Consider the following 14,985-nt stretch of genomic DNA (forward strand, 5'->3'; position numbering starts at 1 on the left):
CGGGGTTTCGGGGGATACAGCCTTGTTGGACCCAAGTGGAATTACTTGTAGCCGACCTTGTCCATGATGCGTTGTGACAGGGCTGTGTTGGCCGCCAGTGTTTTTGCTGGGGTAACGTCAGCTTTGTAGGGGCCGAGGGCTTCAAGGCCAGGGTTGTTTGTTTTAACGCCCTTGGCTGTGGGCCATTCGTTGTTGCCGTTGGCGAAGTATTGCTGTGCCGAGTCACTGGCAAGGTATTCCAGGAATTTGACGGCCGCTGCCTTGTTGGGGGCGTATGCAGCCACAGCACCGCCAGACACGTTCATGTGCGCGCCAGTGGTTTTCTGGTTGGGCCAAATGAAGCCGACTTTGGAGACCACATCCTTGTCTTCCTGCTTGTCGGAGTTGACCATGCGCACCCAGTAGTAAGTGTTGGTGAGGGCAACGCCGCATTCACCGCTGGCCACTGCTTTGATCTGGTCGGTGTCGCCACCTTTGGGTGCACGGGCCATGTTGGCCACAACCCCGGCTGCCCATTCGGTGGCTTTCTTTTCACCGATGTTGGCAATCATGCCGCTGAGCAGGCTGAGCATGTAGGGGTGTGAACCGCTGCGTGTACAGACTTTGCCTTTCATGGCGGGTTTGGCCAAGTCTTCGTAGCTTTGGACTTCTTCGGGCTTCACGGTGTCTTTGTTGTACACGATGGCGCGGCTGCGGGCCGAGAAGGCATACCACAGCCCATCCTGGCCGGTGTATTGCGCAGGAATGCGGTCAGACAGGATTTTTGATTTCACGGGCTGGAACAAGCCTTGTTCCTGAGCGGATGCCAAACGGGCTGCATCCACCAGCAGCACCACGTCGGCTGGGCTGCGTGGGCCTTCGTTGCGCAGGCGCTCAAGCAGGGCTTCGTCCTTTAATTCAAGGCGTTTGATGACGATGCCGGTTTGCTTGGTGAAGTCGTTGTACAGCGCTTCGTCTGTGTAGTAGTGACGAGCGGAGTACAGGTTCAGCACCTGGGGTTCCTGGGCGTGAGCGGCGGCGCTGCCTAGCAGGGCGACGGCCAGGGTGGCTTTGAGAATGCGGTTCATGTTCATTGACTGCCTTGGTTGAAATGTTCATGGAACGAGTGCGAAGAGTATAGCAAACAATAATTAAGTGCGAAACGAGAAGTGTTTTTATTAATTCAAATTCAGTCGTTTTTTGCCCAGTCAGAGTGTAGTAAGCGCCAGTTTCTACAGTGTCGGAAAAGTGGCCCTGTGCCCAATACCCAACAAAAAACCGGAGACAAGGTGTGAGCAATCCCAAGAAGTACCAGTCCACTGGTGCATACCTCTCGCTGTACGATGAATCCATTCGCAACCCCAAAGGGTTCTGGGCCCGGCAGGCTGAACTGGTGGATTGGCACAGCCCTTTCTCCAAAGTGTTGGACGATAGCCGCCCCCCGTTTGCCCAATGGTTTGTCGATGGCCAAACCAATTTGTGCCACAACGCCGTGGACCGCCATGTGGCCAGCCAAGGCGACAAGCCCGCGCTGATTTATGTGTCCACTGAGGTGAACGAGGAGCGCACCTATACCTTCCGTGAATTGCACCGTGAAGTGCAGATCATGGCGGCCAGCCTGTTGGACTTGGGCGTGAAGAAGGGCGACCGTGTATTGATTTACATGCCCATGATTCCCCAGGCGGCGTTTGCCATGCTGGCCTGCGCGCGCATTGGCGCGATTCATTCCGTGGTGTTCGGCGGGTTTGCCTCGCACAGCCTGGCCTCGCGCATTGAAGATGCAACACCCACGGTGATTGTGTCGGCCGATGCCGGTTCGCGCGGTGGCAAGGTGGTGCCCTACAAGCCTTTGCTGGATGAAGCCATTGAACGCAGTGCCCACAAGCCCGCCAAAGTGTTGATGGTAAACCGTGGCCTGACTGACTTTGCCCGTGTTCAAGGGCGTGACGAGGATTACACCGCACTGCACGCCAAGCACTTGAATGCACAGGTACCAGTGACTTGGTTGAAATCCACGGACAGCAGCTACATTTTGTACACCAGCGGCACCACCGGCAAACCCAAAGGCGTGCAACGCGATGTGGGTGGGTATGCCGTAGCACTGGCCGCATCGATGAAACACATTTTCATGGGCGAGAAAGGCAAAACATTTTTCGCCACGAGTGACATTGGGTGGGTGGTGGGCCACAGCTACATCGTGTATGGCCCATTGATTGCCGGCATGGCCACCGTGTTTTACGAAGGCACTCCATTGCGGCCCGATGCGGGTATTTGGTGGAAGATTGTTGAGCAGCACAAAGTGTCGGTGATGTTCTCGGCCCCCACGGCGGTGAGGGTGTTGAAGAAGCAAGACCCTGAATACCTGAGCAAGTACGACCTGAGCAGCCTGAAGGCGCTGTTTCTGGCGGGCGAGCCTTTGGACGAAACCACAGCCCAGTGGATTGCCGACAGCCTGAAAAAGCCCATCATCGACAATTACTGGCAAACCGAGACGGGTTGGCCCATTTTGTGTGTGCAGCGAGGCATTGAAGACATGGATTCCAAATTTGGCAGCCCCGGCGTGCCCGTGTTTGGTTTCAATGTGAATGTGCTGGATGAGGACAATGCCCAACCGTGCAAGGTGAATGAAAAAGGCGTGGTGGCCATTGAAGGGCCTCTGCCACCGGGTTGCATGCAGACGGTGTGGGGCGACGATGAGCGTTTTGTGAAAACCTACTGGTCCAGCTTCAAAACCCGGCAGGTGTACTCCACGTTTGACTGGGGTATTCGTGATGAGGACGGCTATTTCTTCATTCTGGGCCGCACCGACGACGTGATCAACGTGGCCGGGCACCGCTTGGGCACCCGCGAAATTGAAGAAAGCATTTCATCACACCCCGCCGTGGCCGAAGTGGCTGTGGTGGGTGTGGCCGACCAGGTGAAAGGGCAGGTTGCGGTGGCCTTTGCCATACTCAAGTCGAGTGATGTCATGGAAAGCCCTGATCAAGCCCGTGGCCTTGAAGCCGATATCATGAAGGTGGTGGACAAGCAGTTGGGTGCGGTGGCCCGGCCAGCGCGGGTGCATTTTGTGAATGTGCTGCCCAAAACCCGCTCGGGCAAATTGCTGCGCCGGTCGATTCAAGCCATTTGCGAAGGGCGCGACCCTGGGGACATGACGACGATTGAGGACCCTACGGCGCTGGATCAGATCAAGACCGCGATGACCGTGTAGGTCAATACAGTTTGGGGTGATGTGGCAGATCATTGTCTGGCCGCATCAATTGAAAGGCCTCTGCATGTTTTTTGCAGAGGCCTTTTTTTTCTTAGGCCACGGACACGGGAATCTTCCCGATCTTGGCTTGCCACTCTTTGGGCCCGGTGTTGTGCACTGAAGTGCCGGTGCTGTCCACAGCCACGGTCACGGGCATGTCCACAATCTCGAACTCGTAAATGGCTTCCATGCCCAAGTCTTCAAAGCCAACCACTTTCGCATTGGTGATGGCTTTGGAGACGAGGTAGGCTGCGCCGCCCACGGCCATCAGGTAGGCCGACTTGTTGTCGCGAATGGCTTCAATGGCCACTGGGCCGCGTTCGGCTTTACCCACCATGGCGATGAGGCCGGTTTTTTCCAGCATCATGCGGGTGAACTTGTCCATGCGGGTGGCGGTGGTGGGGCCAGCGGGGCCTACAGCTTCGTCACGCACGGGGTCCACTGGGCCCACGTAATAGATCACTCGGTTGGTGAAGTCCACCGGCAGGGTTTCGCCTTTGGCCAGCATGTCGGCAATGCGCTTGTGGGCTGCGTCGCGGCCAGTGAGCATTTTGCCATTGAGCAGCAGGGTCTGGCCGGGTTTCCAGCTGGCCACTTCTTCGGCGGTCAGTGTATCCAGGTTCACACGCTTGCTTTTCTCGGTGTCCGCTTTCCAGCTGACTTGCGGCCAGTCGGAGATGTTGGGGGCTTCCAGCTTGGCTGGGCCGTCGCCGTGCAGGTGGAAGTGCACGTGGCGGGTGGCTGCGCAGTTGGGAATCATGGCCACGGGCAGGCTGGCTGCGTGGGTGGGGTAGTCCATGATTTTCACATCCAGCACAGTGGTGAGGCCACCCAAGCCTTGGGCGCCAATGCCCAAGGCATTGACCTTTTCATACAGTTCCAGGCGCAGTTCTTCGGTGCGGTTCTGCGGGCCACGGGCCAACAGTTCGTGAATGTCGCAAGGGGCCATCAGGCTTTCTTTGGCCATCAACATGGCTTTTTCGGGAGTGCCTCCAATGCCAATGCCCAAAATGCCGGGTGGGCACCAGCCCGCGCCCATGGTGGGCACTGTTTTCAGTACCCATTCCACGATGGAATCGGACGGGTTCAGCATGACCATCTTGGACTTGTTCTCAGAGCCGCCACCTTTGGCCGCACAAATCACTTCGACATCGTCGCCGGGCACAATTTCGTAATGAATCACGGCGGGTGTGTTGTCTTTGGAGTTTTTGCGGGCACCGGCTGGGTCCAGCAGAACGGAGGCACGCAGCTTGTTGTCCGGGTGGTTGTAGGCCCTGCGCACGCCTTCGTTGACCATGTCAGCCACACTCAGGGTGGAGTCCCATTTCACGTTCATGCCTACTTTCAAGAACACCACGGCAATGCCGGTGTCCTGGCAGATGGGGCGTTTGCCTTCAGCACACATGCGGCTATTGGTGAGAATTTGGGCGATGGCGTCCTTGGCCGCGGCACTTTCCTCGCGCTCATACGCTTTGCCCAGGGCCTGAATGTAGTCCAGCGGGTGGTAGTAGGAGATGTACTGGAACGCATCGGCGATGGAGGCGATGAAGTCCTCTTGCTTGATTGTGGTCATGGAATGGGTGCTCCTGGAAATGAGGAAATGCGGCGCGGCCTGTGTGCGGGGCATCAGACCGCTATTTTAATTCAATGCCCGTGGCCCGGGTGGCTGCCATTGATCAGCTTGTCGCAATAGGCGATGGCCAAGGCGGACAGCAGGAAGATCACGTGAATGGACGCTTGGGCGATCAGGGTTTTCTCGTCGTACTGCTGGGCATTGATGAATGTTTTCAGCAGGTGGATGGAGGAGATGCCGATGATGGCCATGGCCAGCTTGACCTTGAGTACCGAGGCGTTGACGTGGTCCAGCCATTCGGGTTGGTCAGGGTGGTTTTCCAGGTGCATGCGGCTGACAAATGTTTCGTAACCGCCGATGGTCACCATGATCAGCAGGTTGGAAATCATCACCACATCGATCAAAGCCAGCACGATGAGCATGATGCCTGTTTCATCCAGCGTGTGGTTGGCTGCACCGCCGACCAGGTGCCAAAGCTCGATCAGAAAGTGATAGACGTACACGATCTGCGCCACGATAAGGCCCAAGTACAGGGGCAATTGCAGCCATCGGCTGGCGAAGATCAACTTGGCAAGGAACGGGGGTTGGGCGTGTCTCTGTTGCATGATAATCCGGATGTGCGTTGCATCATGGGGGTTGAGTTTTTGCCCGGCCATGATACCAGTTAACCGCTTACAGTCTGCGTATTGAAAGGCCGACAGTGTGGGTGTGCACCGAGCTTGTGCGTGGTGCGCTGCACTGTAAGGTGAGAGTAAGAGCGGGTGCCTATTGTTAGGGCAAACATAAAACTATTCCCCTTGGAGGACAGGATGTCAGCAATTGAATCGGTTTCGCATGAAACCCGGGTGTTTCACCCCAACCCAGAATTCCAGAAAACTGCCGCCATCGGCAGCATGGAGGCGTACAACGCCCTGTGCGCCGAAGCCGAGCGTGACTTCACAGGTTTTTGGGGCCGCTTGGCCAATGAGAACCTGTCGTTCTCCAAGCCCTTCAGCACTGTGCTGGATGAGTCCAACGCGCCTTTCTACAAATGGTTCGACGGCGGTCAATTGAACGTGTCGGCCAACTGCCTTGAAAAGAACATTCAGGCGGGTTTGGGCGACAAAGTGGCCATCATTTTCGAGGCCGACGGTGGTGAAGTCACCAAGGTGACTTACAGCGAATTGCTGGCCCGTGTGAGCGCGATTGCCAACGGGCTGAAAGGCCTGGGCGTGAAGAAAGGTGACCGTGTGGTCATCTACATGCCCATGAGCGTGGAAGGTGTGGCTGCCATGCATGCCTGTGCCCGCATTGGTGCAACCCATTCCGTGGTGTTTGGCGGGTTTTCTGCCAAAGCCCTGCAAGACCGTATCGTGGACACCGGCGCTGTGGCTGTATTCACCGCTGACCAACAGGTTCGCGGTGGCAAGCAACTGCCCCTGAAAACCATTGTGGACGAGGCCTTGGCCTTGGGCGATTGTGACGCTGTGCGCAACGTGATTGTGTACAAGCGCACCGGTGGTGATGTGCCCATGCAAGCGGGTCGCGATGTGTACTTGCACAACTTGGTGGAAGGCCAATCCAGTGTGTGCGCGGCCGAGCCTGTGGATTCCGAGCACCCCCTGTTCATTTTGTACACCTCCGGTTCCACTGGCAAACCCAAGGGCGTACAACACAGCTCGGCAGGCTATTTGTTGTGGGCCATGCTCACCATGAAGTGGACCTTCGACATCAAGCCCAATGACGTATTCTGGTGTACGGCGGACATCGGCTGGATTACCGGCCACACGTACATTGCCTACGGCCCACTGGCGGTGGGTGCTACGCAGATTGTGTTTGAAGGTGTGCCCACATTCCCGAATGCAGGCCGTTTCTGGGACATGATTGCCCGCCACAAAGCGACAATTTTCTACACCGCCCCCACGGCCATCCGTTCGCTGATCAAAGCGTCTGAGGCTGACGAGGCTGTGCACCCCAAAAGCTACAACTTGAGCAGCCTGCGCCTGATGGGCTCAGTCGGTGAGCCCATCAACCCTGAAGCCTGGATGTGGTATCACAAGAACGTGGGTGGCGAGAAGTGCCCGATTGTGGATACCTTCTGGCAAACCGAAACTGGTGGTCACATGATCACGCCGCTGCCCGGTGCCACACCCTTGGTGCCCGGTTCATGCACATTGCCGCTGCCCGGCATTATGGCCGCAGTGGTGGATGAAACAGGCGGCGATTTGCCCAATGGCCAAGGTGGCATTCTGGTGGTGAAACGCCCATGGCCTTCCATGATCCGCACCATTTGGGGCGACCCCGAGCGTTTCAAGAAAAGCTACTTCCCTGAAGAGTTGGGCGGCACGCTGTACCTCGCCGGTGACGGCGCTGTGCGCGACAAGGAAAGCGGCAACTTCACCATCATGGGCCGAATCGATGACGTGTTGAACGTGTCGGGCCACCGCATGGGAACGATGGAAATTGAAAGCTCGCTGGTGGCCAACGAACTGGTGGCTGAAGCCGCAGTGGTGGGCCGCCCCGACGACCTCACCGGCGAAGCCATCGTGGCTTTCGTGGTGTTGAAAGGCTCACGCCCTGAAGGCGACGCCCAGCAGAAACTGGCCAACGAATTGAAGGCCTGGGTGGGTAAGGACATTGGCCCCATTGCCAAGCCCAAGGAAATCCGTTTCGGCGACAACCTGCCCAAGACCCGTTCCGGCAAGATCATGCGCCGCTTGCTGCGCAGCCTGGCCAAAGGTGAGGCCATCACGCAAGACACCTCCACCTTGGAGAACCCGGCAATTCTGGACCAGTTGGGCAAAGCCAACTGAATCTGAAATTCCGGACAAGGGGTATGTCCCAATGAGCACCTCGCTGTGTTCATCTCAAACCAGCCTTCACCTGGAGGCTGGTTTTTTTTCATTGTGCTGAGGCCTGCATGAGTTTCACACTGAGTTTGACCCGATTCTTCGCAGTGCTGACTTTGGCATTCATGGTGGCCATAGGCAGCGCTGCGTGGATGGAGATGAACGGCATCGGCCGGCAGTGGATCGGTTATTACTTCATCTTCGTGACCTTGGGTGCCTATGCGGTCATCGGTTTGCTCAGCCGCACCAGTGATATTCACGAGTACTTTGTGGCTTCACGCACCGTGCCCGGCGTGTACAACGGCATGGCTACTGCGGCTGACTGGATGAGCGCTGCGTCCTTCCTCGGTGTTGCCGGAACCCTGTTCTACAGCGGTTTTGAGGCGCTGGCCCTGTTGGTGGGTTGGACTGGTGGCTTTGTGCTGATTGCCTTGCTGGTGGCGCCGTATCTGCGCAAATTTGCCTATTACTCGGTGGGCGATTTTCTGGCCGAGCGGTATGCCGGTGATGACGAAGGGCGGTTGATTCGGCTCTTCTGTATTTTGGTGACGATTGCGATTTCATTTGTGTATGTGATTGCACAAATTTATGCAGTGGGTTTGATTACTTCGCGCTTCGCAGGGGTTGAGTTTGGCATTGGTGTGTTCTTTGGGTTGGCCGGTGTGCTGGTTTGCTCGTTTTTGGGCGGCATGCGTGCAGTCACCTGGACTGCCGTGGCGCAATGCATTGTCATGATCATCACCATGATGTTGATGATTGGTTCACTGTGGGCATTCGCCAGCCGTAACCCAGTGCAAAACCTGACGCACACCGAGGACATTTCCATTCCCGAGTACGTGAAGCAGCAGGAAGAGCGCATAGCCCAAGACCCGCGCGAAGTGCAGGTGCGCCAGTGGTACCAGCAAGAGGCCAACCGTTACCAGTTGTTGATTGATGCCCTGCCCACCTCGTGGGAAGAGGGCTACGAGGCGCGGCGCAAAAACCTGGAGTTGGCGCGCTACGATGGGTCAAGTTTTCAGGAAATCAAACAGGCTGAGCGGGTGCTGAACGAGTTTCCGAAAAACGAGCGCGAAGCCAAGAAATTGTGGGGCCAGCAGCGCCAGTATTTTCAGGACCGGGTCAAAGCCAGTGTGCCGCACTTTGATGTGGACCGGCGCGAAGGGGCAGGGCCTGGCCAAAGCATGTTCGGTTTTCTGGCGGTGGCCTTCACCTTGATGTGTGGCACTGTGGCCTTGCCCCACATCATTGTGCGTTTTTTCACCACGCCCAATGCCTCGCAAACCCGATGGTCCGTGGTGGTGGCCTTGGGGTGCATCTTGCTGGTGTATTTGTGCTCGCCGTGGTTGTCGGTGATTTCCAAAGTGGTGGTGTACGACAACTTGGTGGGCTCCAGCTTCAAGGACATTCCCAACTGGATTTCGTCGTGGGCGCGTATTACCCCAGACCTGGCCATGCTGAGCGACGTGAACCACGATGGCATTGTGCAGTTTGCCGAGGTGGCCTTAAGCCCGGACATTCTGGTGTTGATTACACCCGAGATTGCCGGGCTGCCGTTCTTCCTGTCGGGCCTGATTGCAGCGGGTGGCTTGGCGGCTGCCCTGTCCACCGCCGATGGTTTGCTGATGACGATTGCGGCTTCCCTGTCGCACGACTTGTACTACAAGGTAATTGACCCCAAAGCCACCGCACAGCGCCGGGTCACCATGTCCAAAATTGCCTTGATGAGCGCAGCACTGGTTGCAGCGTGGGTGACTTCCCTGCAGCCGGGCAATATTGTGGTGCTGGTGGGGGCGGCCTTTGCCTTGGCGGCTTCCAGTCTGTTTGTGCCTTTGGTGGCTGGTATTTTCTGGAGCAATGCCACCCGGCGGGGCGCCATGTGGGCCATGGGCACCGGTTTTTTCAGCTCAGCAGTCTACCTGGCCATCTCGAACGCAGGGTTTATGGCCAGCCTGAACCTGAACCCGGTGAGTTTGTTTGGCATCAGCGGGGTGGCTTCCGGGGTGATTACGGTGCCGCTGAGCGCGCTGGGCATGGTGTTGGGGTCCATCTGGGGTGGCCCCAAGCGCGAGATGGTGGACATGATTGTGACCCTTCGCACCCCCGAACAACCATTTGATTCCAGCAAGGTCTAGGCAAAAGCGGTTGGTTAGGATATACTTTCGGGCTTACCACGCGGAGAGATGGATGAGTGGTTTAAGTCGCACGCCTGGAAAGCGTGTATAGGTTAATAGCCTATCGGGGGTTCGAATCCCCCTCTCTCCGCCAAAAATTAGAACCCCTGTTAGTTAATGACTTACAGGGGTTTTTTGTTTTTTCGAGGGTGTTTTTTACCACACCTTGTTATCCCCTTTTGCCCTAAAAATAGAGTGTTCCTAACATTAGAGAGACTACTGTTTGCATGAAGCCTAAACTGCTGATAAATGAATTCGATAGTTGAAATTTTTATGTATCAAGGTTTTGAGCTATCCTAGATTTTTATATCTTGCCCATCATAAAAATGAAGAGATTCACATCATCTGTCCTGTATGTATTGGCTATCGTTTGGGTATTGATGGCGGTATTTAAAATTTATTTAGCATTTGAGGGCTACGTTGATTGGCAAGGTCGAGGCCCTAGTTCCCATGTTGTCAGTGCGCTGCTTCAATTTCTGATGGCCGGAGGAGTCTATTGGTGGGCTAAGAAGCTTCGGTCAGCATCGAAATCGCAACCACCAGCAAAAGGCGATTGAAATGTTTTTCGCGTTTGCTGTCTTAGCGGTTGGCCTAGCCGTAGCGAGTTTCAGAGCTAGAGAAAAAGGGACTAAACTCTTGTTAGGAGTGTTCTGCTTCTTGAATGCGTTCTGTGCAATTCATGTGGTTTGGAAGGAAGATCCGTATGCGTTTAAGCTAAAACCTAATGATGGTTATTCTGAACCTGACTACCGGCGATAACTTGCCTTTATTATTCTTAATCGACCAATCCTACTCAGTTTAGGCCACTGGCGGGTATTGCTCAGTTGATGAGTTAAACGTTCCTCCAAGGGACTAATTACATAAAACCGGTAGATGGTTGAGCTTGAGCGCCCCTTGACGAGGGCATTAATTCGAATCTTCGACCCTGTAAGATAAAGCCTAGCATTAGCAAGTTGCTCAAGCGTTCCATAGCTTGTTGCGAATATCCCATCTGCCTGGCATTTAGGTCATGTACGGCGGTCTCTCAGGGGGAGTTGCTGTGGGTATTGACGAGAGTTTTTGTTGATGTGTGCAGGCTTGAAGCTTTTGAGTTCGGCTGCGTTGAAATGTAGATGAATACGTTGTGTAGCGTAAGACATGGCATATCAAGGCCCAGCGTTGATGAATGCTGTTAACGCTGCAACCACGCCTTCGCCTGTTTTCCCGCCAACCTCACCAAGTCTCCTTGCGCCAGCGACAGTTCAGGCAGGTGCAGCCCCCAATTCATGCCGCCGATGAATTCGCCCGGGTAATCGTCGGCGCGCCCATCGGCTGCATCGGCCAGAATTTCAATCTCCAGGTAACTCACACCATTGGGGCCTACTTTGCACTCGGCTTTCAACTGGTTGGGCATGCTGTAGTAGAGGGTGCTGATGGTGAGGTTATTCACCGGGTTGGCGTAGGGGCCACCGCTGCCGCGCGGAATGAGTAAGGCTTGAAACACTGGCGGCAACACACGGGGAATGTGCGGGAAGGTGGTTGCTGCACCACCCGCCAAGGCGGCCGGGTTGACGCACAAGGCTTGTGTGCCGGGCACAGTGCTTAATCCAAAACGCGGGTTGGCCAATTGCGGGTCGCCTTTGCGGTAACTGGAGAAGGCGATGACGCAGCCGGTTTGGGTTTCGCTGCGGCAGGCAGGCACCTGTTTGAATGAGCCGCCCACGTCCTGACCCGTGGGCACCAGCACGTTGGACCCCGGAATGTGCGCCGCCACCAAACGTTGAAGCAGTTCAGGTTTGGTTTCAATTTCTTCAGCAATCAAACGCCGCAGCAAGCCCGACCCCTGTGAGTGCCCCACCAGCACAAAACCGCGCCCTTGGCTGAGGTTGGCGATGTAATGCTTGAATGCATCCAGCACATCGGCATAAGCCACTTCGCCCGCATTGGCTGCGAAGTTGTCGGGCAGCGCAGCACTGGCGAAGCTTTGCAGGGCCAGCGTGGTCAGTGTGCGTTGTTTGTACACGGGGGCAAACTGGCGGCACACGCTGCCATACAGGCCCAGTTGCAGGGCGGTGGTTTGTTGTTCTTGAAGGTCGGTGATGCGGTCTGAGTTTTCACCAAGGTCGGGACTGACCGTGGGGTACACATAAAAGCAATCCACTTCAGGTGCGTTTGCGGCGCGGTACGGTTGGATGCTTGCCGCTGCATTTCCAGCGGGCACAACCGTGGTGTCGAAGTTGCCCAAGCACACGTTTCGAAGGCCGGTGAGGTCTGGGTGACAAAGCCAATTCTGCGTGCCCTCGTAGACCGTGCTTTGGTAAGCACCGTAAGGGTTGGGCGTGAAGCCGCTTGCGTTGGTTCGCGCACCGCTTGAACTGCTGTTGCTGTCAGAACCACCGCACGCTGCCATGAAGGTGAGTGCGCTGAGGCTTAAGGCCAGGCCGAACCCGCGAAACAGGTGGATCATGAGTGTCTCCTCTGCCTTTTAACAGTCATTGTTGGTTTTGCATTCAACATAGTTGGGTCATGGCTGTTTGAAAAGAGGAAATTCGGCCAACCGTTGGTGAACTGCACGGATTGTAGGACTAGCCCCACAACAGCTTCGGCCAACGCTGACGGATTTTTGCACCACACAGCCCTACAGTGAAGTTGTGATGTGTTGAATCACGTTTATCAACCAACGACCAGGAGATTCGCCATGAACAAAGACATTTTTCAAGGCAACTGGCTGCAAATCAAAGGCAAGGTCCAACAACAGTGGGGCAAGCTGACCGACGATGACCTCAATGTCATCAACGGTCGTCGCAATGAGCTGGCAGGTAAGCTGCAGGAGCGTTACGGCTATGGAAAAGAGGAGGCTGAAAAGCGCCTTAAAGAATGGGAAAGCAAAACCCATTGATGTGTCAACCATTCAACAGCCCAAGGAGTTGAAGAGGATGCTCTGAAAAGAGTATTGGGCTTTTTGACTGAATGACATCCCGGAGGGCCACTGGTGAGTGGCCCTCCTTGTTTTCTTTGGTGCATCCCATGAACATCACTTCAAATTCCTTTCGTTCGGCCAAGGCCCGCGTGTTGCAAAGCCGGTCTTACTGGTTGCTCGCCATCGGTTGTGCCATGGTTGTGGCCTTGCTGGGCCTCACTTACACACAGGCCAGAATGAATGTTCAGGTGCTGCAGTTGACCGAAGTGAACCAAAAGCGAATTGATCGGTTGGACAAGCTGTGGATGCTGGTCATGGACGCAGAGGCGAGTGCATTGTCCTTTCTGTTGATGCGTAACGATGCGTATTTGGGGCCTTACCGCATGGCTGCCGAAAAACTTACACCCTTGATGGAATTGATGGGCTCTGACTTTCCTGCTCATTCCCAAGACCATGCGGATTTCCAAATTCTCAAGCGGTTGGTCGACGCAGAGTTCCAGCAGTTGGGCGACATGCTTAGCAAGGGACGGGTGCCTGTTACTTGGGCTCAAGACCAGGGCGAATCGGGCAAACAGGTGATGAATGATATCGGGGTGCGTGTTGCGGTGTTGAAGGCGCGGCGTCAGCAGGCACATCAACACCTTGAGGCCATGTACCTGGAACGGGTTGAAAACATTCGACACGTGGGCTATGCCTTGGGCCTGGCCTCGTTGCTGCTGATCGTCAGCCTCTTTTTGGTTCAGCAGAGGCAAGTGGCCTTAAGGGCACGAATTCACGACTTGCTGAAAACTGAGAACAACCGGCTTGAAGCCCAGGTTACAGCGCGAACACGTGAGTTGAGCAATTTGGCCAGCCACTTAACCAATGCGCGGGAAGCTGAACGCCAAACCATCGCCCGTGAGTTGCATGATGAAATGGGCTCGATTCTGACCGCTGCGAAAATGGATGCGGGTTGGTTGCGCCGAACCTTGGGTTCTCAGGTGAGCAACGAGATTCAAGAGCGCATGTTGCGCCTGATTGAAAGCGTGGGTAGCGCCATCACGTTGATGCGGCGTTTGGTGGATGACTTGCAACCCCCGCTGCTCAAAGGTTTGGGTTTGGTGGAGGCGTTGCGTTCGCTGGGTGAGCACTTTCAGATTGACCTGCCAGTCGAGATGAGTTTTCCGGATCACAACCCTGCCATGTCGAAAGACCAATCGCTCGCCTTGTTCCGGATTGCACAGGAGTCACTGAACAATGTGCGCAAGTACGCCAAAGCCACTCAGGTTCAATTGGCTTTTTACCAGGAAGGGGAAGCGGTGGTGCTGAGCATTCGCGACAACGGAACCGGGTTTGACACCCATGATGTTGAAATGCATGGGCACGGTATTGCCGGCATGAAACACCGAACCCAAATGTTTCAGGGCACCTTAACGTTGCGGTCAGCACCGGGCAAAGGCACACACATTGAAGTGCGCATGCCTTTGAGTGCAAGCAAGGGCATCAACTAAGCAGCAAGCCCTGTTGGTGGGCATATGTCGTCAGTTCAGCATTGCTGGCAACCCCCAGTTTTTCCAGCAACCGTGACCTGTACGTGCTGACTGTTTTAACGCTCAAATGCAAATCCTGAGCAATCACGGAAACCGATTCCCCTTTAACCAGCCGCATAAATACCTGCATTTCACGATCCGACAATTGTTCGTGCGGAAGTTTCTGGCTTTCCCCGGCCATTTCCCTGGCCAACAAATCTGCAGTGGTGGACGATACATACCGACGGCCTTGCGCCACGGTGTGAATGGCATTGATGAGATCGGCTTGATCGCAGTCTTTGCACAAGTAGCCACTTGCGCCATTGCGAATCATCGACAGGGCATACCGTTCTTCCGAGAAGCTGCTGATGATCAACACCTGGGTGCTTTCGTAGCGCTGACGAACGGCGCGCAGCACGTCAATTCCGTTCTGGTCGGGCAGTGAAAGGTCAAGCATCAGCACATCGCAGGGGTGCTCCCGCAGCAGGCTTTGGGCTTCTTCTCCGGTACTCGCTTCAAATTGGATGGTCAGTCCCATTTCGTCGTTGAGCATTTCCCGAAAGCCTGCCCTCACGATTGCGTGGTCATCAACAATGGCCAACCGAATCATTGGGTACTCCTTATGAAATTGGGTGGTCAAGGCCAGACAACTCCTACAAGGGAATCATCTTTGTCGGACAGATCGGATTTTCTGTCCTCCGTATAGTGAACGCATGAGATCGGATCTCTACATACCTCGGATCCAGATTTCTTGTTGAAGAGTTGGTTCAATCATTT

The 14,985-nt window shown here is 55.4% G+C and carries 10 protein-coding genes and 1 tRNA gene; 6 read left to right on the plus strand and 5 right to left on the minus strand.

Features of this window, described 5'->3' with window-relative positions; all coding sequences use genetic code 11:
- Positions 1 to 41: 41 nt before the first annotated feature.
- Positions 42 to 1,067: an extracellular solute-binding protein gene (locus tag ACK4FF_RS12435; RefSeq protein ID WP_409709706.1), complete on the minus strand. Its 1,026-nt coding sequence runs from the start codon at positions 1,065 to 1,067 to the stop codon at positions 42 to 44.
- Between the two features lie 203 nt (positions 1,068 to 1,270).
- Here ACK4FF_RS12435 and ACK4FF_RS12440 point away from each other — a divergent pair, with 203 nt between their 5' ends.
- The gene (locus ACK4FF_RS12440) at positions 1,271 to 3,190 is read left to right on the plus strand and encodes a propionate--CoA ligase (RefSeq protein WP_409709709.1); all 1,920 of its coding nucleotides are present in this window, start codon (positions 1,271 to 1,273) and stop codon (positions 3,188 to 3,190) included.
- Between the two features lie 91 nt (positions 3,191 to 3,281).
- On the opposite strand, the gene ACK4FF_RS12445 is transcribed toward ACK4FF_RS12440, so the two are convergent.
- Positions 3,282 to 4,802, minus strand: a complete 1,521-nt coding sequence (locus ACK4FF_RS12445) for a fumarate hydratase (protein WP_409709712.1) — start codon at positions 4,800 to 4,802, stop codon at positions 3,282 to 3,284.
- A 71-nt stretch (positions 4,803 to 4,873) separates the two neighbouring features.
- Positions 4,874 to 5,407: a TIGR00645 family protein gene (locus tag ACK4FF_RS12450; protein ID WP_409709715.1), complete on the minus strand. Its 534-nt coding sequence runs from the start codon at positions 5,405 to 5,407 to the stop codon at positions 4,874 to 4,876.
- A gap of 204 nt (positions 5,408 to 5,611) precedes the next feature.
- On the opposite strand from ACK4FF_RS12450, the gene acs reads away from it, so the two are divergent.
- The 3 genes from acs (at position 5,612) to ACK4FF_RS12465 (ending at position 9,895) form a co-directional block, all read left to right on the plus strand.
- Complete coding sequence (gene acs, locus ACK4FF_RS12455; RefSeq protein ID WP_409709718.1) at positions 5,612 to 7,594, plus strand: acetate--CoA ligase; 1,983 nt, start codon at positions 5,612 to 5,614, stop codon at positions 7,592 to 7,594.
- Positions 7,595 to 7,701: 107 nt separating this feature from the next.
- Complete coding sequence (locus ACK4FF_RS12460) at positions 7,702 to 9,762, plus strand: VC_2705 family sodium/solute symporter (protein WP_409709721.1); 2,061 nt, start codon at positions 7,702 to 7,704, stop codon at positions 9,760 to 9,762.
- Positions 9,763 to 9,804: 42 nt separating this feature from the next.
- Positions 9,805 to 9,895, plus strand: a tRNA-Ser gene (locus ACK4FF_RS12465).
- Between the two features lie 1,077 nt (positions 9,896 to 10,972).
- Here ACK4FF_RS12465 and ACK4FF_RS12470 read toward each other — a convergent pair.
- Complete coding sequence (locus tag ACK4FF_RS12470) at positions 10,973 to 12,247, minus strand: DUF3089 domain-containing protein (protein WP_409709724.1); 1,275 nt, start codon at positions 12,245 to 12,247, stop codon at positions 10,973 to 10,975.
- A gap of 231 nt (positions 12,248 to 12,478) precedes the next feature.
- Here ACK4FF_RS12470 and ACK4FF_RS12475 point away from each other — a divergent pair, with 231 nt between their 5' ends.
- Complete coding sequence (locus tag ACK4FF_RS12475) at positions 12,479 to 12,679, plus strand: CsbD family protein (RefSeq protein ID WP_409709727.1); 201 nt, start codon at positions 12,479 to 12,481, stop codon at positions 12,677 to 12,679.
- Positions 12,680 to 12,807: 128 nt separating this feature from the next.
- Complete coding sequence (locus tag ACK4FF_RS12480; RefSeq protein WP_409709730.1) at positions 12,808 to 14,190, plus strand: ATP-binding protein; 1,383 nt, start codon at positions 12,808 to 12,810, stop codon at positions 14,188 to 14,190.
- On the opposite strand, the gene ACK4FF_RS12485 is transcribed toward ACK4FF_RS12480, so the two are convergent.
- A complete protein-coding gene (locus tag ACK4FF_RS12485) occupies positions 14,183 to 14,818 on the minus strand; it encodes a response regulator (RefSeq protein ID WP_409709733.1) in 636 nt (211 codons plus the stop codon). The two genes, ACK4FF_RS12480 and ACK4FF_RS12485, sit on opposite strands and share 8 nt — an antisense overlap.
- Positions 14,819 to 14,985: the final 167 nt, after the last annotated feature.

The sequence above is a fragment of the Limnobacter sp. genome (assembly GCF_046297615.1).
GTDB lineage: Bacteria > Pseudomonadota > Gammaproteobacteria > Burkholderiales > Burkholderiaceae_B > Limnobacter.

What these genes read in the sequence shown, in the direction of transcription:
- ACK4FF_RS12485 (WP_409709733.1), bottom strand. Translation starts at nt 14,818, where the DNA reads ATGATTCGGTTGGCCATTGTTGATGACCACGCAATCGTGAGGGCAGGC.
- ACK4FF_RS12435 (WP_409709706.1), bottom strand. Translation starts at nt 1,067, where the DNA reads ATGAACCGCATTCTCAAAGCCACCCTGGCCGTCGCCCTGCTAGGCAGC.
- ACK4FF_RS12470 (WP_409709724.1), bottom strand. Translation starts at nt 12,247, where the DNA reads ATGATCCACCTGTTTCGCGGGTTCGGCCTGGCCTTAAGCCTCAGCGCA.
- ACK4FF_RS12475 (WP_409709727.1), top strand. Translation starts at nt 12,479, where the DNA reads ATGAACAAAGACATTTTTCAAGGCAACTGGCTGCAAATCAAAGGCAAG.
- ACK4FF_RS12480 (WP_409709730.1), top strand. Translation starts at nt 12,808, where the DNA reads ATGAACATCACTTCAAATTCCTTTCGTTCGGCCAAGGCCCGCGTGTTG.
- ACK4FF_RS12445 (WP_409709712.1), bottom strand. Translation starts at nt 4,802, where the DNA reads ATGACCACAATCAAGCAAGAGGACTTCATCGCCTCCATCGCCGATGCG.
- acs (WP_409709718.1), top strand. Translation starts at nt 5,612, where the DNA reads ATGTCAGCAATTGAATCGGTTTCGCATGAAACCCGGGTGTTTCACCCC.
- ACK4FF_RS12460 (WP_409709721.1), top strand. Translation starts at nt 7,702, where the DNA reads ATGAGTTTCACACTGAGTTTGACCCGATTCTTCGCAGTGCTGACTTTG.
- ACK4FF_RS12450 (WP_409709715.1), bottom strand. Translation starts at nt 5,407, where the DNA reads ATGCAACAGAGACACGCCCAACCCCCGTTCCTTGCCAAGTTGATCTTC.